The 20,885-nt window shown below is 60.5% G+C and carries 15 protein-coding genes and 1 CRISPR repeat array (1 of these 16 running past the window's edge); of the genes, 5 read left to right on the top strand and 10 right to left on the bottom strand.

Going from position 1 to position 20,885, the window contains the following annotated elements; translation table 11 throughout:
- Positions 1-299: a CRISPR direct-repeat array (repeat unit 36 nt; unit sequence ATTGTACCAACTGGGGAGTTGGAGGGCCGGCAAGAC); it reaches 1,321 nt to the left of the window's first position.
- A gap of 150 nt (positions 300-449) precedes the next feature.
- A complete protein-coding gene (locus tag ACO59D_RS01250) occupies positions 450-1,295 on the top strand; it encodes a trigger factor (protein WP_485125435.1) in 846 nt (281 codons plus the stop codon).
- A 107-nt stretch (positions 1,296-1,402) separates the two neighbouring features.
- Here ACO59D_RS01250 and rpmE read toward each other — a convergent pair whose 3' ends face one another.
- The gene (gene rpmE / locus ACO59D_RS01245) at positions 1,403-1,840 is read right to left on the bottom strand and encodes a 50S ribosomal protein L31 (RefSeq protein WP_485125434.1); all 438 of its coding nucleotides are present in this window, start codon (positions 1,838-1,840) and stop codon (positions 1,403-1,405) included.
- A gap of 529 nt (positions 1,841-2,369) precedes the next feature.
- On the opposite strand from rpmE, the gene ACO59D_RS01240 reads away from it, so the two are divergent.
- Positions 2,370-3,143 carry a type III pantothenate kinase gene (locus tag ACO59D_RS01240; RefSeq protein WP_130811594.1) on the top strand — a complete coding sequence of 258 codons (774 nt, stop codon included), beginning with the start codon at positions 2,370-2,372 and terminating at the stop codon, positions 3,141-3,143.
- 81 nt (positions 3,144-3,224) lie between these two features.
- Here ACO59D_RS01240 and arcC read toward each other — a convergent pair whose 3' ends face one another.
- From arcC to ACO59D_RS01215, 5 genes are all read right to left on the bottom strand, one after another.
- The gene (gene arcC, locus ACO59D_RS01235) at positions 3,225-4,190 is read right to left on the bottom strand and encodes a carbamate kinase (protein WP_485125433.1); all 966 of its coding nucleotides are present in this window, start codon (positions 4,188-4,190) and stop codon (positions 3,225-3,227) included.
- Positions 4,191-4,305: 115 nt separating this feature from the next.
- The gene (locus ACO59D_RS01230; RefSeq protein ID WP_485125432.1) at positions 4,306-5,553 is read right to left on the bottom strand and encodes a dicarboxylate/amino acid:cation symporter; all 1,248 of its coding nucleotides are present in this window, start codon (positions 5,551-5,553) and stop codon (positions 4,306-4,308) included.
- Between the two features lie 100 nt (positions 5,554-5,653).
- Complete coding sequence (locus ACO59D_RS01225) at positions 5,654-6,907, bottom strand: dicarboxylate/amino acid:cation symporter (protein ID WP_485125431.1); 1,254 nt, start codon at positions 6,905-6,907, stop codon at positions 5,654-5,656.
- A 40-nt stretch (positions 6,908-6,947) separates the two neighbouring features.
- On the bottom strand, positions 6,948-7,808 hold the full coding sequence (locus ACO59D_RS01220) for an oxamate carbamoyltransferase subunit AllH family protein (RefSeq protein WP_485125430.1): 861 nt from the start codon (positions 7,806-7,808) through the stop codon (positions 6,948-6,950).
- 3 nt (positions 7,809-7,811) lie between these two features.
- Complete coding sequence (locus tag ACO59D_RS01215) at positions 7,812-10,850, bottom strand: bifunctional FdrA/YlbE family protein (RefSeq protein ID WP_485125429.1); 3,039 nt, start codon at positions 10,848-10,850, stop codon at positions 7,812-7,814.
- Positions 10,851-11,086: 236 nt separating this feature from the next.
- Here ACO59D_RS01215 and ACO59D_RS01210 point away from each other — a divergent pair, with 236 nt between their 5' ends.
- Both ACO59D_RS01210 and ACO59D_RS01205 read left to right on the top strand, forming a co-directional pair.
- Entirely contained in the window at positions 11,087-12,694 is a 1,608-nt protein-coding gene (locus tag ACO59D_RS01210) for a PucR family transcriptional regulator (protein WP_165443573.1), read from the top strand.
- A gap of 36 nt (positions 12,695-12,730) precedes the next feature.
- On the top strand, positions 12,731-13,615 hold the full coding sequence (locus ACO59D_RS01205) for an alpha/beta hydrolase (RefSeq protein ID WP_130811587.1): 885 nt from the start codon (positions 12,731-12,733) through the stop codon (positions 13,613-13,615).
- A gap of 35 nt (positions 13,616-13,650) precedes the next feature.
- Here the strand turns inward: ACO59D_RS01205 and ACO59D_RS01200 are convergent, their stop codons facing one another.
- The 3 genes from ACO59D_RS01200 to ACO59D_RS01190 all read right to left on the bottom strand — a co-directional run bounded on the left by ACO59D_RS01200 (position 13,651) and on the right by ACO59D_RS01190 (position 16,622).
- Entirely contained in the window at positions 13,651-14,304 is a 654-nt protein-coding gene (locus tag ACO59D_RS01200; RefSeq protein WP_485125428.1) for a hypothetical protein, read from the bottom strand.
- Complete coding sequence (folK, locus tag ACO59D_RS01195; protein ID WP_485125452.1) at positions 14,295-15,731, bottom strand: 2-amino-4-hydroxy-6-hydroxymethyldihydropteridine diphosphokinase; 1,437 nt, start codon at positions 15,729-15,731, stop codon at positions 14,295-14,297. Before folK ends, ACO59D_RS01200 begins: the two co-directional genes overlap by 10 nt.
- Positions 15,732-15,893: 162 nt before the next feature.
- Positions 15,894-16,622, bottom strand: a complete 729-nt coding sequence (locus ACO59D_RS01190) for an NAD-dependent protein deacylase (RefSeq protein WP_485125427.1) — start codon at positions 16,620-16,622, stop codon at positions 15,894-15,896.
- An 81-nt stretch (positions 16,623-16,703) separates the two neighbouring features.
- Between ACO59D_RS01190 and ACO59D_RS01185 the strand changes: the two genes are divergently transcribed.
- On the top strand, positions 16,704-17,762 hold the full coding sequence (locus ACO59D_RS01185; protein ID WP_485125426.1) for a patatin-like phospholipase family protein: 1,059 nt from the start codon (positions 16,704-16,706) through the stop codon (positions 17,760-17,762).
- 69 nt (positions 17,763-17,831) lie between these two features.
- Here the strand turns inward: ACO59D_RS01185 and ACO59D_RS01180 are convergent, their stop codons facing one another.
- Positions 17,832-20,882 carry an FtsX-like permease family protein gene (locus ACO59D_RS01180; protein ID WP_485125425.1) on the bottom strand — a complete coding sequence of 1,017 codons (3,051 nt, stop codon included), beginning with the start codon at positions 20,880-20,882 and terminating at the stop codon, positions 17,832-17,834.
- Positions 20,883-20,885 lie beyond the last annotated feature (3 nt).

Here is a 20,885-nt window from a genome sequence, read left to right as displayed (position 1 = left end):
TTGTACCAACTGGGGAGTTGGAGGGCCGGCAAGACTGGCAGTATTGCAGTGATGGGCGAATCCCAATTGTACCAACTGGGGAGTTGGAGGGCCGGCAAGACCTCCGCGATGCTCTGCTGGATGAGCCACCAATTGTACCAACTGGGAAGTTGGAGGGCCGGCAAGACTAGAGGACATGGACATCACGCGCGTCTCGGATTGTACCAACTGGGGAGTTGGAGGGCCGGCAAGACCTCCGCCGCGCGCTCCCTTGCCTGCGCCGAATTGTACCAACTGGGGAGTTGGAGGGCCGGCAAGACCTGTCTGGCTTTACAGGCGAGTATGACGAAATTGTACCAACTGGGGAGTTGGAGCTCGATGGCGCATTATCGCAGCGGCACCCAAGAAGTTGGGCATACTGCCCTGAAGTCAGTTGCGCGCATGAGCCAGCCGCGCAGTCAGGAGGATTCATGACCATCCAGAAGCCCGAGCCGCTTGTCATTGGGAACAGGGCGTTCTACACCCTCACCTCGTATGGACCGGTTGACGTGCAGGTGCACGTTGTCCACACCACGGACGAGGAGGTCGAGCTTGCCGTACGAAGCCTGGTGCGAGAGGCCGGCGGAACCGAGAAGGACCTCGCCGATCCCGCATGGGTAGCCGACAAGTTCGATGGCATCGAGAACGAGCAGCGCCTGCGCGAGCAGACCCGCGCGTATCTCAGCTCCCTGAGCGAGGACTCTGCCGAGGAGCAGAAGGCCGACGCGTGTCTCGACGCGCTCGCCGAGCGCCTGTGCCAGTCGGTCCCGGCATCCCAGGTGGCGCAGGTGAAAGACACGCTGTTCCAGGACATCGCGCAGAAAATCGCCACGACCGGCCAGCCCATGGAAGCCGTTCTCGCGCAGATGGGCGTGCGGTCCGACCAGCTCGATGCGATGCTCCAGGCCGAGGCCACGAAGGAGGTCGAGCACGAGGCGGCGCTTGACGCCTATGCAAGCGAGAAGAACATCAAGGTCGACGAGACCGAGCTGCCACACCTGCTGCAGCTCTCCCCCACCGACGCGCAGGCCCTCATCGCCCGCGCGAAGGCGGTGAGCCAGATGGATCAGCTGTTTGAGGCGGCCCGTCGTACGAAGGCTCTCGAGGCAGTGGTTGCCGAGTGCAACTGCACCTACGTGCAGGAGACCGAAGACGAGGCCAAGAAGCGCATGGAGGAGGTCGTGGAGGTCATGCGCAAGGCTGCGAACGCAGCGGCTTCTGGCGGAACTGACGCTGGCGTCGATGCCGGCACGGATTCGGGCCTCAAACTGGTCTGACAGCCTTGTGTAGGATGCAGCGGGCGCCATCGCACAGGACGACAACGCAACGGGGAGGCCGACCGGTGTCGACCTCCCCGTTTTTGTGCCTTTTCTATGAGCGAGCGTTACTCGGCTGCGGGAGTCTCGGCTACGGCCTCGGTGGCCTCGGGCTCAGCGGGAGCCTCGGCGGCCTTCTCGGCAACCTTAGCAGCCTTTGCCTCGGCCTTCTTGGCGTACTCGGCGGCACGCTTGGCCTTCTCGGCAGCCTTGGCCTCCTTGGTGGCCTTGCGGGCGGCCTCCTGCTCTGCGGCCTTAGCGGCCTTGGCAGCCTTCTCGGCCTTGGCTGCATCGAGCCTGGCCTGAGCGGCGCCACCGAACTTGTTGGCGAAGCGCTGGACGCGGCCGCCAGTGTCGACGAGCTTCTGCTGGCCAGTGTAGAACGGGTGGCACTTGTCGCAGAGATCGATGACAAGCTCGGGCTTGGTGGAACGCGTCTTGAACGTGTTCCCGCAGGTGCAGCGGACGGTGCACTCCACGTAGTTAGGGTGAATTCCTTGCTTCATTGCAGGGCTCCTTTTGTCGGTCCTGGTTTCCGACCAGGACAGGGGTGGTGATGTCTTGGCGTGGGTTGCCCCACCCCAAGACGGTCAAGCTCTCGGAGTATAGCAAATTGGCTGCAGGCGGTGTGTGGAGAATCGCTAGGTGTGTCGAGACGTGCACGGGAACGATGCGGAGCGACCCCGCCACGGGTCCGACCGGCCCCGAGCGACCCCGGGCCAGCTCCGAGACCAATCCAAAAAGTGAACACGTTTTCAATCGGGGCAGCCATCTTGGCCACGTTTTCCAAGCAGCTGGTTGCTACCAGTCGAATTCGTGTTCACTTTTGTGCGTGGGGACAGGTGGTTCGCAGCCCAGACGACACGGGCGAGAAGCCCGACGGCCCGTGACGAGCGTCCACCCGACGTACCACGAACGTCCACGGATGTCGCCTGCGCACCAGCGGCGCGTATGTTCTAATGAACACGCGGGTCGCGGGCGAGCCAAGCGCGCTTCCGTCCTATCCCCCGTTTTCTCGACATGGAAGGATCGCCCATGTTTCTCGCTGTAGACGTTGGCAACACCCAAACCACGCTCGGCCTCTTCGATGAGGACGGTAGCGTAGCGCATGGATGGCGCATGGCGACAAACCGCACGGACACCCCCGACATGATCGATGCCCGCCTGCACGGCTACTTCAACAAGGACGGTTTTGACCAGGCGCGCGTCACGACTGCGGGAATCGCCTGCGTGGTACCCGTGCTTACGCAGGCATGGCACAGGTGCCTGCTCGACCGCACCGGCACAGAGCCCCTGGTAATAACCCCGCAGGCAGACTCCGGGATACGCATCGACATGCCCAATCCCACCCAGGTGGGCGCAGACCGCATTGCCAACGCCGTGGCCGCACGGCACTCCTACGGCGCGCCGGTCATCGTCGTTGACTTTGGGACCGCAACCAACATCGACGTCATCGACGCCACGGGCGCCTACCGCGGCGGCGCAATCTCCCCCGGCCTCATGCTCTCGGCGTCGGCGCTCTTCTCGAGGGCGGCAAAGCTCGCAAGCGTGCCCATCGAAGCCCCAGCCCACGCGCTAGGCGAGACAACCGAGGAGGCCGTACAGTCTGGCATTGTCATAGGAGCGGCAGCTCAGGCGGAAGGCCTTGTCGCCCGTATCAAGCGCGAGCTGGGCATAGAGAATGCGCCTGTGGTGGGAACTGGTGGCCTCGCCCGTACCGTGAGCGCGGCAACCGACCTCTTCTGTACTGTGGACCCCGGCCTCACGCTGCGTGGCATCCGTGAAATCTGGCTGCACCAGCAGTGCTAATGATGAATAGAGCGCTCGTGGGAGCTCATATCCCGCGAGCGCTCATGCTCCCAAGATGGCTAAAACGGAGGTGGGATCAGCCTATGCGTGAATGCGAGTGCCAGACAAGCCTGCCATTGCCTCTGCGGCGTGCTCGAGCGAACCGATAATGCAAGTTCGACCCTGCCTGCTCTCTGCAAACTTTACTGCAGCGCGTACCTTAGGCTCCATTGAACCCTTGCCAAACTGCCCTTTCTCGAGGTATCGATTTGCCTCTTCGACAGAGATGTCAACAAGGTCTTCCTGGTTAGGCTTACCAAAGTTGATTGCCACGTGGTCCACGGCAGTCAGCAAGACCAACCTGTCTGCATGGCAATCCTCAGCAAGCAGCTCGCCGCCCATATCCTTGTCGATAACCGCCGCAACACCCTTGTAGGCGCCCTTGTCGGAATAGTCCCTGACAACGGGGATGCCGCCACCCCCGCAGGCAATCACGATGAACTCATTATCCAGCAGGTTCAGAATGCTCTCACTCTCGACGATCTTCTTCGGAACGGGAGAGGCAACCACCCTTCGCCAACCACGCCCTGAGTCCTCGATAAACGTCCAGTCCGGATGTTTCGCATTTTCGGCCACGGCCTCCTCACGGGTGAGGAATGCGCCGATGGGCTTAGTTGGATTCTCGAAAGCCGGGTCCTCGGGATCGACCTCTATTTGGGTGACGACCGTCGCAACATGCCATCGCTTGTACGCTTTGTGCATCGCGGCGCCAATTGCCTGCTGAAGCTGATACCCAATGTAACCCTGACTCATTGCGCCGCACTCTGGCAGATCCATGTCTGGAATCTTCTGCGGATTGACCTTGTGTGCCAGCTCGAACGCGCTCTCTATCATCCCGACTTGAGGACCGTTCCCGTGGGTGATAATGATTTCGTTTCCCTGTTCAATTACACGAAGCAGCGTTGGTGCGGCATCGCGAAGGCGAGTCATCTGTTCTTCTGGCGTATTGCCAAGCGCGTTGCCACCCAATGCAATGACTACACGGTTGACCGGCAGGTTCCAATTCATCTCAATCCTTCCCTTCCGGGACGCCCGTCTGAAGATCCCACCCCCCGATGGACTCCTCCGGGACAAATGCTGTATTTGCAAACTAATGAACTAAAGCTAGATGCCAGCCTGAGACTCAGTTGTCAGCATCGAAAATGGCGCGGTCTATGCCGTCGCTATAGTCAGCCGCAACCATCAGAGCGCAGTACACGTCCGAGTTCACGTTGAGAATCGTACGTATGGCACCCACCGGGTAGGTAAGGCCCGCAAAGATTCCAATGCTGTTGAGCGGCAGCCCGAGCTGCGGAACAATCATAGTCAGCGAGACAAGGTCGGCACCAGGCGCAACGGCATTGGCAAGCGAGAGGAGCGTGCAGATCACCGTCAGCGAAACCAATTCTGCTCCAGCATAGGTGACCCCATAAATCTGCGCGATTGTTAGCGACGTCACAGCAAGATGGATGGAAGCGCCATTGGAGTTGAGCGGCATACCAAGCGGAAGCACGAGGTCAGCGATGTCTTCGCGCAGACCGAGTCTCTCCTTGGCATCCTGCATCTCAACGGGAAGGGTCACAGCGCTCGACGTGGTAGAGAGCGCCATCACGCTCATGCGCCACATCTTGCGAATCAGGCGCGCGGGGTACAGCCCGCAGCGCACGCACACGACAACAATCCATAGAACCATGAACAAGAGAACTGTGCTGCCGAGAACGAGCAGGTACTTCAAGAGTGGCACGACGACCTCGGCGCCCATGGAACCAACCGTCGCGGAGACATAGCAGAAGATGCCGACGGGAGCGACCTTCATGACCGCACGGATGATATTGAGGATAAGCGCCGCAAGCTCAACGCAGAAATCGTAGACCACGCACTTGTTGTCATACGCCTGCCTCCAACCAGAGCAGACCAGACCCAGGACGATTGCAAAGACGATACAGGGGACTATGGCACCGGCGCTCATCGATGCCACGATGTTTGAACCAAAGAAGCCCAAGACGGTATCCTGCCAAATCCCATTCGATACCTCCACCGTTGTTGTTGCGTTCTGCACGAGAACAGAGTTGGCGAGGCCGACACCGGGCTGAAAGACGAGAGTGCAAACGATGCCGAAGGCGGACGCGAGAATTGAGGACGCGGCAAACCAGATGATACCCTTGATTCCGATGTTAGAGAGGTCCTTAGCAGTAAGGCCACCAATGGCCTCGATGATGGTGCACATGACAAATGGCACGATGCCCATCTGAACCAGGTGGAAGAAGATGTCACCGATGAACTTAACGTTGTTCGTCGACTCACCAACAGTGGCACCCACAATGAAACCCGCAACCATTGAGATAACGATGAGCATTGTCGGGGATGTATTCCTGGTCTTTCCTGCAGTCATGTTTCACTCCTTCTTGGAATTGAAGGAAAGGGGTGCGATGCCCCATCGCACCCCTCCGCAACACGTTTCCTTCCGTCCTCGCAGAACCCCTTGGGCCCGTCTATGCTTCGACCTCGGGCTTGGGGGTCTCTTTGTCGTAGAAAACCTCCGAATGGAGCTTGCCCTCGCTTGCAGAGACCATCAGACAGGTGTACACGTCGCCATCGACGTTGAGGATGGTACGGAGCGCACCGGTGGGATACTCGAGGCCGGCAAAGATGGCGATGGACTCCATGGGCAGACCGAGCTGGGGAACGATCATGGTCATAGAGACCAGCGACGCGCCAGGCGAAACGGCGTTGGCCAGGGAGAGCAGGAAGGAGATGATCCACACGTAGACGAGCTGGCCACCACTGAAGGCGACACCGTAAATCTGAGCAATCGTCAGAGCCGTCACGGCAAGGTGGATGGCAGCACCGTTGGAATTGAGTGGCATGCCGAGGACCATGAGAAGGTCAGCGATTTCGGGGTCAGCGCCGAGCTTGGACTTGGTGTCCTCAAGGGCGGTCGGCAGCGTAACGGCGGAGGAGATGGTGCCCAGCGCAAGAGCACTCATCGGCCACATCTTCCGAATCAGGCGGATGGGGTTGTACTTACAGCGCACCGACACAAGGGCAATCCAGATGACAAACATTATCGCAACGGCAATGGCCATAACGACAAGGTACATTGCGACAGGGATAAGGACCGCAAGGCCAAGGCTGCCAATCATTGCGCTCACATAGCAAAAAATGCCAATGGGGGCAATCTTCATCACCGCACGGATGATGTTGAGGATGAGCTTGGAGAGCTGGCTGCAGAAGTCATAGACGAGGCACTCGTTGTCATGGGTCCTGCGCCAAGCGGAGCAGGCGAGGCCAAGTGCGATAGCGAACACGATGCACTGAACCATTGATCCATTGCTCATGGAAGAAACGATGTTCGAGCCGAAGAATCCGCTGATTGTATCCTGGAAGGTAACGCTGGTGGATTGGTAATCGACAGAGGCCGTTGAGGCTTCGATGCCTGCGCCGGGCTGAATGTTGACCGCAAGAACAAGGCCGATGCCGGCAGCAAGCAGAGACGATGCCGCAAACCAGCCAATACCTTTCAGGCCGTACCCGGAGAACGCCTTTGCATCAAGGGCGCCGACCGCTTCAATGATGGTGCACATAACAAAGGGAATGATGCCCATCTGTACGAGATGGAAGAAAATGTCGCCAATGAACTTAACGTTATTCATGGGCTCACCGACAATGAAACCGACAACGACCCCGAGCACCATGGAGATGACAATCAGCGTCGTTGAACTTACTCCCTTTTTCTTATCTGTCATTTGTCTCACTTTCCCTTTCATCCGGCCTGTCGTACTTGCCTTATGTGCCAAATGCGCCTTTGTGCCGGACACTCTCCCCCCCCAGCTCGAATCTCAACGCAAGGCTCAGACCCCAAAGCCCATCTGCACCAGAAGTGTGTCCAACTGCAAGGAGCCTCCTGAGCGCTCCATCGACCAGCTCTCCGTTCCTCAGCCCATCGGTCAAGTCGACAAAGCCTCGGTTCGCGTATCCCTTACTCATCGCGCCAAGATAAGCCGCACTGACATCCGTCGTTATCTCGAGATTCTCCTTGGCTATCGCATCGCAAAACTCTGTGCCAACCCCTCCCATTTGAAGGCCGATGCCATAACCCACAAGCACGTCATCCCCCGAAGGAGTGAGCCCGATTCCACGTCCAAGCAGATACGAGATGCAGGCCTTGCGGCACTCGCTTGTATCCAACCCCCTCGACATGAGTTCTGCCACACGTTCCAGCGCCCCATCCGCGGGCAAGCCGAGCCGTCCCTCGAGCGAAAGCCCGTCCAGCATGCAGAGAAGATCGCCCCTCTGACAGGCATTCAGACGTGGAATGCCACAGGCGGAAATCCGAAACGCACCAAGATGCACCTGGATGACAAGCCCCACCCCATACACCCGAAGAACACCGTCACGGACCTGTGCCCTGCCGCCAACCCGCACGCTTTCCAGCAGGGGCCGCAGACAATCCTCTGGCAAAGCGATGCCAAGAACCGACAGCCCGTCCCCCTCAAGCCCGATGTGCAGAAGCACACTCGGCAACCGCACGTTGAGGCTCGAAGAGAACACACTGTGGACAACTCCCGTGGCGTTGCCTCTCGTGCGGGCGAGGGCGAAATCGCTAATGACGCCCCCGCCCGTCCAGTCTATAAGCCCACCACCCACGCGCTACTCGATGCCAAGCTTGACGCAATATGTCTCGAGTGCCTTCTCGAAGCACGCGAGAGGGGCCCTCACGGTACCCGCGCCAACCTGTCCGACGCCGGCCTTCTTGTGGGCAATGCCCGTGTTGATAAGAGGAGTAATCCCGGTCGCAACGACCTTTCGGATGTCAATGCCGAGGCACGTGCCCTTGAAGTCCCAAGTGGGAATCGTCCAGTTGGGGTTGTGGGTCACGCAGATGCGCTCCATCTCGTTAGAGATGTTCAGCGCGTCCTCAAACCCGCCTGCACCAACGAACCGGGTCACGCCTGGCGCAGCAACCATTGCCATACCGCCCACACCCACGGTCTCGGTAATCGACGAGTCACCGTTGTCAGGGCAGCCGTCTTCCTCGCTAAACCCGGCAAAGTAGAGACCGCGCGGCGTATTGACCGGCGCCGTGAACCACTCGTCGCCACATGCGCCAATGCGCACACCGAACTCGTAGCCATTGCGAGTCATCGTAGTGACAATGCAACTCTCCTCATCCTTGCGTGCGTAATCCACGATGGCCTTGCCGGTGGCCATCATCACGTTGAGGAAGAACTGGTCCGTATCCGCAAGGAACTGAATCACTCGCTCTTTGGCGCCCTCGGAAGCGTCGGTCCTGACGATGAGCGGCGCCACTTCCTTTAGGAAGTTAAGGGATGCCGCCATATTGCGCTGATGGAACTCGTCTCCCTGCGTAATGGCGCGCGCGATAAGAGCGCTTAGGTTGATGCCGCCGTCCTTGAGCTTGAGCGCCTTGGAGAGAACCGGGCCAAGCTCATCCGCCATCCAGTGGAGCCTGTCGACAACCTCCTGACTATACGCGCCAAAGCGGAGAACCTTGCCTATGCCCTCGTTCATGGTGCAGTATGCAACCGTGTCATCAACCACGTTGCGGACGACGAGGACAGCCATATTCGCTGAGGTGATACCGCCCATCGGGCCAACGGCGTGAACGTGATGGCAGGGCATGAACTCAACCTCACCGGACTCGAGGAGTCTGAGCACCTCGTCCTCGGTCTGCGCCCAGCCCTCGAACAGCGCCGCACCGATGCAGGAGCCCCTCATCGGCCCCATCATGTGCTCCCAGGTGATGGGAGGACCGGAGTGCAGCAGTGTCTTCTTCTCTCGGTTTAGCTCCGGTATCACAGTCTTAGCGGGGACTACGTCTACGAGGAACGGTTGAGAGTTCTTGAACCTCTCGACCATACGAGCGTTCGCTGCGTCAATCTCATCGCGACGCTTGTCGAGTTCATCGAGCAGATGGATCATTCGCTTGTTTCCGCCGGCGAGAGGCTTCCAGTCAAACTGCACCGTCTTCGCGCCATACGCACGCAGCGATTCGTTGAAGCTCTTGACGCCAACGTTGATAATGCGAGGGGTGGTGTTGAGAAGCTCGGTCACTTGAGCGCTGGGCTGTGGCAAGGGTGACTGGTCCTTGATTTCATAGGGAATGACGTCACGGTCCTTCTCGGCGAAATGAATGCCCTTGAGCTCAAGGGCCAGACGAATGGCGCGCGCATTCGAGGTCTCCATGATGGCGCCGGCATCGCGGAGTTCCTCGAATGACTTGTGGTAATCCTGCGGGTCGTTCTCGGTCCCAGTGACAGAGCCCACGAAGTAGAACTCTCTACCCTCAGCCTTTGCCTTCTCCAACTGCTCGCTAATCACAGGAGCGAGAGCGCCTGCCATGTCCGGATGGCATCCATAGCCAAGCATGCAATCGAAGAGGATGACGCCGGTGGACTCCATGGGGGCGTACTTGCGAATGTAATTGATGCGAACCTCGGGGTCAATCATGGGATGTGGCTTGCCCTGCGTATAGATGTCGTCACCGAGGTCAATAACATCATAACCCTTGGCGTGCAGTATGTAGCCATCCTCTTTGACGACGCCGCCCAGGTCAAGCGCCTCGGAAACGAGCATGCCTGCCTCGTTCGCAAGGGTTCCGCCAGAGTAGAGGCCGATGACCGTCTTGTCTTCGGGAAGGGGCTTGTCGCACGTAAAGTCCAGAGGCTCGAGGTAGTTCTTCTTTACGGGGTTGCCGTTTGCAAGGTCAACCGCAATGCGGGCGGTCTCCTCGAGTGTGTGGGCGAGATAGACTTTGCCGAGATGATGCTCAGGCTTCTCGCCAAGGAAGATGGCCACAACGGGCTTCGTGCACTTCTCCAAAAGGTCAATGACTTCGTCGCGGACCTCTGGCGCAGGCGGCTTCGAGATGACGCAGATGACATCGGTAGGCTCGTGGTTCTCGAGGCCCACGACGGCGTCCTTCACCGTAGTTGCCCCAACCTCAGCGCTAAGGTCACGGCCACCGGTGCCAATGGCGTGGATGAGGCCTCCGCCAAGGCGATCGATGATGGCAGCGACCTCCTGGATGCCAGTCCCCGACGCCCCCACGATACCGATGTTGCCCGGCTTGGAGACGTTAGTGAATGCGACAGGAATAGATGAGATGACACCCGTGCCGCAATCCGGCCCCATGAGCATGAGGCCCTTCTCATGTGCCTTGTGCTTGAGACGCACCTCATCGTCAAGTGAGATGTTGTCCGAGAACGAGAACACGTTGAGTCCGCGGTCAAGTGCCTTCTCAATCTCAGGCGTGGTGTACTCACCAGGCGTAGAGAAGAGGGCGAGGTTAGCGTCGGGAAGCGCCTTCAGGGCATCATCCCAGTTGGTAACCTCCTTCAAATCGGGCTCGCTCTTCTTGACGGACAAATCCGATAGGAACTCCTCCGTCTTTGCGAGAACCGCATCGAGAACGTTTGGGTCCTCGGAGTCGACCACGACAACCATATCGCTCGGGCTGGCAGCTTCGGCCTCCGGCGTGAGCAAACCGGCGTTTCTAAAAATGTCTTTGTTGGCTTCCGTCCCCATCATGATCTGACTCTTCGTCACACCTTCAAGGGCATTAATCCTGTTGGTAAGGAGCATCAGGTTGATGGAATCCTGATAGCTGTTCTTCTTGACCACCGTTTGGAGCATGAGGACCTCCCTGAAATAGCGGTTCTTCATCATGCTGAGGTCATGGCCCGGCCGGAACCCATAACCTCCCTTGACGTGATGGCTCAAGTTTCTCGTTGGCAGTCATAATGGTCTTGTGCTATGGGGGATAAGTTTTTGCGGTTTCTTTTTTCATATTTGGAAAAGCTCTGATAAACACCCCCGACTATTCTGCACATAAGAAGAACTAGCCCAACTGTTTACCGGGAGGCTATATGGCGGAATCCGCCCTGCCACAGAGTGAACGACAGATGATTATGAAGGATATCCTGTGTCTACCTTCTCTGGAGGGAGCCGTGGTCCTCGCCGGTGCTTCTGGACTAGACCGCGAGGTCACAAACGCGATGGTCATGGAAGGCCCTGATGTTGAGAAGTGGGGAAGGCCGGGCCTCGTCCTCGTTACGAGCCTCTTCGCTCTCATTCCTTTGGGCCCCAGCGATCGCCTCGAGTTCTATGACAAAGTCGCCGGCATCGGCATAGCCGGAATAATCTACAAGCCGGGCAGAACGCCAGCAGAGTTACTCCAGCCTTCTCTCGATGCCTGCGAGGCGCGGTCGATACCATTTGTTCAGATGAAATCTACGATCAACTTCGAGGCAGTCCTCATGGATGTCATGGGCACCGTAATCGATTCCAATGCACAACTCCTCGACAGTTTCTATGAGACCCACCGGAAGACCATGCGCTTGGCACTGCAGCAGCCGAGCATCTACGAAGTGGTTTCCCAGTTGAAGGAGCGCATGGGATGCGAGGTCAGCTTCTTCGACAGGGCAGACGATGCCCACGTGGGAACTGACGAAGATGCAAGCGCGTTCGAGTCGGCAACGCTCTCGGAATTTCGCTACCAGAAATACCAGACAAACCACTACTACAATGCAACGCTTCGTTACTGGGACACGCATTCCGAGCCAGCACTGGCGGTCAACATTCCAAGCCAGTCGCATGGCTCTTGTTATCTCATTGTGCATACCATTCCAGAGGATGTATCGGCCTTCCAGCGCATGACAATAGACAACTACGTGAACCTCCTCTCGATCGAGCTCCTCAAGCAGGAGGCAATAGACCAACAGCTATACAACCGGAACAACATGCTCGTCCACGACCTCCTCCAAGGTCGCTATGTTTCGAATGAGGAGGTCGATGAGGCCATAGATGAGCTTAGCATTGGAGCCCACGCCCTCTACCAGGTAATGCTGCTGAGATTTTCGGTGCTTGACCCCTCTCAGACGGACAGGGTGCGGGACCTGCTTAATACTTTCCAGCGCAGGGTCCGCCGATTGTATCCCAATTCCGTTTTCTTCGAGAGCAACAACCGCCTCTCGTTCCTTCGCAACCACACATCCGGTTCTATTGGATTTGACAAAGACGAGATGGCGACCATTCTTGACAACATGCATGGTGATGACTCTCTGCCGCGCTTTTCTCATCTGTTAGTGCTCTCAAGCCATGTCAGCCGCTACGACATCCCCCGGGCAAACACGGAGGTTCTCTCCATCTACAAGTTGTTCGATGCGAGCCAGCTCGCCGACCGCTACATCAGATACGAGGACCTTGGACTCTTGAAGTTCTTCATTGACATCGGGGACTCCTCGAAGCTCGCGTCGTATCTCGATCCGCGATTGGATCGGCTCAGGCAAGAGAACCCGGAGGGCTTCCGGACTCTTGCAACGCTCTGCGCTAATGAATGCAGCTACAGTGCGGCGGCAAGCCAACTCTACGTGCATCCCAAGACGGTCCGCTATCGCGTCGAGCGCATACGCGATGAGTACGGGGTTGACGTTCACAACACCGATGATCTGATGCAGGTACTACTTGCAGAGAAAATCTTCGCGCTGCTTGGCCCCAACTGGAAGTCGTAAGTGGAAAGTCTCGGACTAAATTGATTGGAAGTTCTCATGACTCGTGAGGAAGTATTCACATGGGACGGGATTCGTGCTGGGATTACGATTCACGAGCCCGGCGAAGGTTTAGACGGTTCACGGTCTCTCCCCCTCTCCCGCTCGCTCACCCTTTACCTTCACGGCGGAGGGCTACTTTATGGCGAGCGAGATGACTTGCCCAAGCCATACGTAGACGCCTTCGTCGCACGTGGATGCAAGCTTATGCTTGCGGACTATCCTCTTGCGCCCGAGACCCCCATCAGGGGCATCAATGCCTTTGTCGATGGACTCTGGCAGTGGGTGGCGGGCACCATGGCATCACTTCTTGGGGCAGAACGGATTTTCGTATTTGGGAGGTCCGCAGGAGCATACCTTGCGCTCACTCTCTCTTCTCGGATAGCGCAGTCTGGGTCGCCCGTTCGACCAACGGGAGTCATCGATTTCTATGGCTACGGTGACATGTGCGATGAGCGGCTTACCGTTGCCTCAAAGCACTACCAGCAGTATTCGCCAGTTTCGTCAGATTCAATTCGTGACATTGTGAGCGACGCGCCCGTAACGTCCGGCCCCATGAGCGAACGGTACTCACTCTACGTATACGCGAGACAGAACGGATGCTGGCAATCCATGCTTGGCCTTCAGCCGGATGAAAGGGATCCGAATGCACTCACCCCATCCAGACAGTCCGGCATGCCCCCGGTCTTCTACGCCGCATCCACCGCTGACGAGGATGTGCCATACGCTGTATCTAAGTCACTCGCACGGGCGCTTCACGCAAAAATGTTCACTGCATATGGCCTTGAGCACGATTTTGATCGGGATATCGATAACCCCGCAGGACTCGAAGCCTATGAGAAGTGTCTGGACTGGATGGAAGGGCTAGTACAAGACAAGGCGTAGGCGTGCGGACTCACGTCCGGCCGAGAAGCCCGCACCTACTTCGCCGCGCGGATCGACGCCTGCTCGGGCGAGACCTCAACCTCGCCGCCCAGCTCGTTTCTCACCGTGGCGCGACCCCACACGTCAACGCCCGCAAGGGTGCCTCGCATGGCCACACGACCGTTGGGATACACCAGCTCGACCGGCTTGCCTATAAGCACCATGCGGTCAAAGTAGTCCGAGAGGATTGGCGCAAGCGGACCCGCCATGGTGCCACCCGCCCCCACGGCTCTCGCCCACGCATCGACGCGGGCGAGAATGGCGCCGCACACGGCATCTGCGACCCGATCGCCTCCGGGCAACTCCGCAGCGTGCGCACCGCCCTCCACGTCAAACGCCAGCGAGCAGACCACGAACATCCCCCCAGCGTAACCGGCGCTCGCGCGCACGCGTGCCACCAGCCCCGTGCCGTCTTCGCTCACGACATCCGCTGGCCAGCCCACGCCCACACCAGAGGCGCCAAGCTGCTCGAGGCCCTCGCAGGCACCAAGGGCAGCAACGTAGGGCACGCCCGAGAGGCTCCCCATGCCCACCTGCGGCCGCAGTATGCAGGCAAGCTCAAGCTCCCCATCCTCGCGATGCGAGAAGAGCCCGCCGTGCGCGCCTCCCTCTCGCGCACGCTCGATGGCCCACTCAGCAGCTACTCCCATACGATCTCTCCGAGGTCGGCCATGACGTGGCCAACACGATCATCCGGGTCGACCACGTTCACGCCGGAGTGCCGCAGGAAGCGCACGGGGTCGTGCATGAGGTCCTCCATGGGCACCAGCACAAAGTCGCGCTCGCCAAGACCCGGGTGGGGCAGCGTAAGGCGTCTGCCCGCGTGGGCCTCGTCCTCAACCCATGCCAGGTCGCAGTCGATGGTGCGCGGACCGTGGCCAGCCTGTCCGGGGTCACGCTCTCGACCCAGCGCATCCTCCACGGCAAGCAGCTGTCCCAGGAGCACCAGGGGGTGAAGCTCGGTGCGAATCTCGGCTACGGCGTCGGCAACCGGCGTCACAATGCCGTAGGCAGGCTCTGTCTCGTACGCGTGGCTCACCGAGACCACACAGGTAAGCGGGATGTCGTCAATCATCTGGACGGCGCGCGTGATGTTGGCGAGGCGGTCGCCCACGTTGGAGCCAAGCGCCACGAAACCTTGGCGAGAGTCCTTGTGCGAGACGGCCCAGAAGGCGTTCACGGCCTGCGCTGTGCCAGCGACGTTGTGAACGCGCAGGATGCGGGCACCGTTTTGGATCGAGGAGATGCATGCGCCATACGCAGCGGGGTCCGCCTCGCCCGCCGTACCCACGCCCGCGACAGCACCCACGAAGCCCCTACGCGAGACGGCTGCCAGCAGCGGATATCCCATCGAAGCCATGGAGCGCGTGGCGCGCTGGATGACCACGTCCTCATCGGCATACTTGTCGAAGCCCGCCCCGGGATCGAGACAGATGCGATTGTGCGCAACGCCGGCCTGCATGAGGGTGCGTGCCTGGTCACCGAGAAAGCCCATCACCTGGCGCATGATGGGTGCCTCGTCAGGCAGCGTGAAGCGGTGCTGAGAAGTCATGGGGCGCGCTGCCGGCGAGCGCGTAGGGCGGGAGTCGTCAAGAAGAACCTCTCGCCTGGGCGTGTGGGAGCCAAGCCCCTCATGCTCCCAGTGCATGACCACGCAACCACAGCCCGTATCGGCAGCGACCTCGACCATTTTGGGGTTGGTAAAGCCGGCGGCGTCGTTCACGATGGAGGCCCCAAGGCGCACGCACATCTTGGCAACGTCCGGGTGGGACGTGTTCACCGAGACAATCGCGCCCTCGGCAACCAGGGCACGGATCACAGGCACCACGCGCTCGGCCTCCTCGTTGGAGGCAAGGGGCTCCCGGCCGGGCGCCACGGGCACGGCACACACGTCGATGATGTCTGCGCCCTCGTCGAGCATCTCAAGGCCGCGCTCGGCAGCGGCTTTGGTGTCGATGCCACCCTTGCCATCCGGGAAGGCCTCCGGCATCACTTCGAGGATGCCCATGATGCGGGGCCGCGCGAGCGAGAGCTCGTGCGAGCCGACGAGCCAGGTTGCGTAGTTCTCTCGGAGCACAGACATCGACCTCCCGTTGACGGTGCCACGCGCAGGCGCGGCGGGGGACGGCATGTGCCCGCCCCGGATTCTGAACATTGTAGCGTGTGCCCTTGGGACCTAGCGGTCGAGCCGCCCAGACGCAACCGAGCGTCCCGCCGTACGACCCGAACGCGCCGGCGACTAGAAGGCGAACGCTTTCGCGATGTCGCAGGCGCACACGAGATCGGCGGCGCTGTCCTGCGGCGTGGGCAGCCTGTTGACAATCACGAGGTCATCGCCCTGGAAGTACCGCACGAGACCTGCCGCCGGGTAGACCACGAGCGAAGTCCCGCCGATGATGAGCATGTCGCAGGACTGGATGGCTTCCGCCGCGCCAGCCAAGGTCTTCTCGTCCAGCGATTCCCCATAGAGCACGACGTCTGGCTTGATGCGCCCGCCGCACTTCTCGCAGCGCGGAATGCCGGTCGTGCCCATAATCCACTCCGCCGGGTACACGTGTCCGCAGCGCTGGCATATGTTGCGATGCACCGAGCCATGCAGCTCAAAGACGCACTTCGAGCCCGCCGCCTGGTGCAGCCCATCGATGTTCTGCGTCACAACGGCAGCGAGCTTGCCCTCGCGTTCGAGCTCTGCCAGCTTGTGGTGGGCCTGATTGGGCTTGGCCCCAAGGGCAATCATCCGCGTGCGGTAGAAGTCGAAGAACTCCTCCGCGTGGGTGAGATAGAACTCGTGGCTCAGCATCTCCTCGGGTGGATATTTGAACTTTTGGTGATACAGGCCATCCTCGCTCCGGAAGTCCGGAATGCCGCTGGCCGTTGAGACGCCCGCCCCGCCAAAGAAAACCACACTCTTGGCGCACCCGACTCTCTCGGCAAGCTCTCGTGCCGCTTCAGGCGCGTCCGAGACCACCTTCGCACCAGATATGGCGCACCCCCTCGACGAATGGGTAAAAGAACTATTCCGATGCTAGCACCGAGAGGAGTGGTTTCCATGACCGACCAGTCCCAGCGCAAGGACGACATGACCGAGCACATGGACGAGAAGCCCAACGCCACCCAACCCGAGAGCACGTCCGAAGAGACCAGGGAGACGGCGAGCGAGGAGAGCCCAGAGAACTCGCAGGCCCCGGCGACACCGCAGGCCCAGCCGGCCCCCATTGCACCACTCGAGAACAACGTGCACGGCTGCGCCCTGGTCATTGAGGGCGGCGCCATGCGCGCAAGCTACGTCTCGGGCCTGGTGAACGTCCTGCTCGAGCAAGGCATCTACTTTGACTACGTCTGCGGCATCTCCGCGGGGTCGGTCATCGCTACGAACTACGTCTCACGCGACATGGCGCGCACCAAGCGCTCCTTCGTCGACTCTGCCGCAAACCTCCAGGCAGGCGGTGTGAAGACGCTTCTCAACAGGCGTGGCCTTTTCAACGCCGGCTACGATTACCTGGGCTGCATCGAAGACGACTCGACGCCCTTTGACTGGGAGGCCTTCCAGGCCAACCCGGCGCGCGTGCGCATCCAGGCGTTCCAGCGCGACACCGGGCGCACCGTTGTATGGGGACGCGACCACATGCAGACGCCCGAGGATCTCATGACTTGCGTGCGGGCAAGCTCGGCTATGCCAGGCATCGTGGAGCCCATCGAGGTGGATGGTCAGCTCATGATTGACGGGTCTTTGGGCGCGGGCGCGGGCCTTCCCAACCACATTGCCGAGGATGACGGCGTTGAGCGGCTCTTCGTGATCACCTCTCGACCTGCGGGCTACCGCAAACAGGAACTCTCGGCCATGAGGCGTCGCGCCGTCATCCGCATGATGAAGGACTTCCCTTACGCGAGAAATGCCATGCTCACGCGGCCCGAGCGCTACAACGAGGAACTTCTGCGCCTGGAGGAGCTCGAGGAGTCTGGCAGGGCACTCGTGGTGAGGCCACGCGAGATGCCCGTCACAAATACCACCCGCGACGTCAAAGAGCTTGAGCATGCCTTCCTGCTTGGGCACGAGCAGGGCATCGCCGAGCTGCCAAGGTGGCGCGAGTTCCTGTTTGGCGCATAGGGCACGCGACGAGCGCAAGAGACGGGGCAGCCGACTGACGCCGGTTGCCCCCAACGTTTCACGCGTGCCCTACTCCTGCGCCTTGAGGGCAAGCGAAAGCGGGACCCGGCTGATGCGGCGCATGTGGAGCAGCGCGACGACAACGTAGGTAGCGAAGCCTATGGCAAGGTCCTCCACGATAACCTGCGGCGTGTAGGTGACGACGAAGTTGCCCGGATAGGAGAGCATCATCGCCTCGAAGGTCGCGCTGGCGCCCCACATTGCCAGGGGCAACCCCACGACAAGCGAAATGGCGACGGCCAGCGTGACCGAGGAGAGATAGAGCCTTCGGACCTCGCGGTTGCGGTACCCGAACACCTTCATGAGCGAGATGGACCGAGCGCTGCGGTCGAGGACGGTCTTTGTGAGCAGGTACATCACGACAAAGAAGACGAGCGCAGCAGCCACGAGGATGAGCTGCACCGTATCCGAGAACGTGTCGATCATCTGGTTTGCAAGGTCCCGCATGTCCTGTGGCGTAATGTCCGACGAGAGGTAGTCGGGGTCGATGGCGAGCTCCTCGTTGCTCGCATAGGCGTTAAACCAGTCGTCGGCATAGCCAAACGCCTCCTGGAAGGTGCCGCGAGCCATGTACACGTTCAGGTCTGCGCTGTCCCCCGTCGCCGCGTCAATCGTGAAGGCGTAGCTCTTGTCGGAAAACTTGTCGTAGAGCACGATGGTGTCGCCAACCTGGAGTCCGCACTTGTCGAGAAGACCGCAGCCAACCAGGACGCGACCGTCCGAGACATCAAGGCCATCCCAGTAGCGTGAGCCTTCCTGGATGCCATAGACCGAGACGTCCTCCTCCCCCTTGCCCGTCTTGCGCGCGGCCTCCAGCGAGGCGACGCAGACCTTCTCCGCCTGACCGATGGTCTCCTGGGAGAAGGTCCCCTCCTCGGCTACGGGATGGATGTCCGAGACGAGGTCCTCGGCCATGTCCGAGAGCCCCAGCTCGCTGGCGGCGTCGAGAAGCTCGTCGACGCCCGTCGAGTAGTCCTCGATTCCGCCCGAGAGCCTCGCGTAGCCGTCCTCGAACTCGCCCATGCCAGAGCTGAGCGCGCCCGCCCCCGATGAGAGCGCGTCCACGCCTTCTGCCAGGCTACTTGTGCCATCCAGGAGCTGCTGGTAGCTCGTCCGTGCCTGCTCGAGTGCGGTTGCCGCGCCAAGGCAGCCGCCCTTCTCGCCCGCTGCCTGGAGCAGCGAGGTGAGACTCGCGGCAAGGGCCTGCTGGGCCTCAAGAACATCGGGGTCCTGCGAAATATGGGCGGTGACCAGCGACGGATCCCCGCCCGAGGACAGGTGGCCCTGGTAGGCCGCAAGGCAGGCCGCAACATAGGCCTCGAGCGAGCTTTGGTAGGCAGCCTGAAGCGCGTCAAGGTCAACGGCATCTGCCGCGGACCTCTGCCCCGAAGCGGCGGAGGTGAGACCGTCCGAGTATGTCTGCGACCCCGAAGCCAGGGCATCCGCTCCGCCCGCAAGCTCACTCGCCCCGTCAGCAAGCTGGCTTGCCCCACTGGCCGCCGAGTCCACGCCGTCCCCGAGCGTGCCAGCCCCCTCGCGCAACCCCTCGCTTGCTCCCCCCAGCGCCTCGGCACCGCAGTCGATGCCCACGAGTCGCGCGAGCTGGTCGCGCAGCTCCTGCTGGTGGTCGGTCATCTCCAACTCGTAGGGCGCCTTCAAGACGTAGACGTGTTCGGCGGGCATCAGGTTGGCCATGCGGTCGGCGTAGTCCTTGAACGTGGGCAGTGTGTCCAGCGAAAACAGCACAAGGAAGCTGCCTGCAAGAACTCCGACGAACAGCGTGACGAAGGTCGAGGCGTTCCGCACAAGAAAGCGCAGGCGGAAGCACGCCACATAGCCAAGCCGTTCCGGCAGGCGCAGGTTGTGGCGCCTCTTCCCGCGAGTGACCTCGTGGCGCAGGAACGCAAGCGGAGTCGCACCGAGCTTGCGCGCCAGCCCGACGAGCGTGATGCCCACAAGCAGGGCGTACGGGAGGACCGAGGTGAGCAGGAACGTCTCGACATCGAACGTCGCATGGAAGGGCGGGAGGCTGTAGGAGTCATAGTAGAGACCCTGCGCAACCTCCGAAACCACGGTGTATCCCAAGACGTTGCCAACCACGACACCGACAAGCCCGGCGAAGGCCGGCAGGAACAGGTAGTGGCGGACAATCTCGCCCTTGCGCCATCCAGACGCCCGCAGCGTGCCGATGACCGAGGACTCCTGCTCGACCGTCGCGTTGGTGAGAACGACGAAGATGAACGCCATGATGGCTACGAGCACGTAGAGGAGGACCATGTACATGGAGCTGTCGCGATCCACGTCGGCCGCAAGGTAGCTCATGCACTGGTTCTGCTCGCGGTCCAGCAGGTTGGTGACCGTGGCTCCGTGCTCGTCAAGCGCCTTGGCGACGTCCGTCTCCTTCTCGACGCGCCCCGAGAGGGAGAGCGCGCTGTCGTCGAAGGCGAGGGAGTAGGTGTACGCCGTCGAGAGGCCCGAGAGCCTCTCGAATCCCTCGTCGCTCGCCAGGGCCACAGAGAAGGCTTGGACGTCCATCACGAAGTCGGAGTTCGAGCGCAAGAGCGTGTTGTAGTCCGGCAGGACCATGATGCCGCAGATGACGAAGGACTTCCCGTCCAGGTCGATGGAGTCCCCCACCGAGAGGCCGTGGTACGAGCAGAACGTATCGTCGAGGGCTATCTCATCATCGGCCTCGGGCGCACGCCCGGAGAAGTAGCTCGGGATGTCCACGCTCGTGCGATTGCGATAGGTGCGGATGGTCGCTTCCGTCCCGTCTACCGTGGAGCTGGCGTCACGGCTCCAGTTGTCGTAGAGCGTCGCGCCAAGGTCCTCGGCCGCTCGCCTTGCGTCGTCGTCGATCGGCTCAGAGGTCTCGACACGCGCGTCCTCGATGGCACTCGATGCCTGCTGCTCGGCGAGAACCCCCTGAATGGACGAGATGGTGGCGAGAAACCCCGAGGTCACGGATATCGTGACCACCAGCAGGACGAAGATGCCAATGTAGCGGCCCGCATCGTGGACGAGCTGGCGGGCGTAGCGCTTGTGCAGGGGGTTGTGCATCGC

The organism is Tractidigestivibacter sp., from assembly GCF_057241865.1.
The sequence above is the reverse complement of the archived record's forward strand: the minus strand, read 5'-3'. Positions and strand labels throughout refer to the sequence as shown.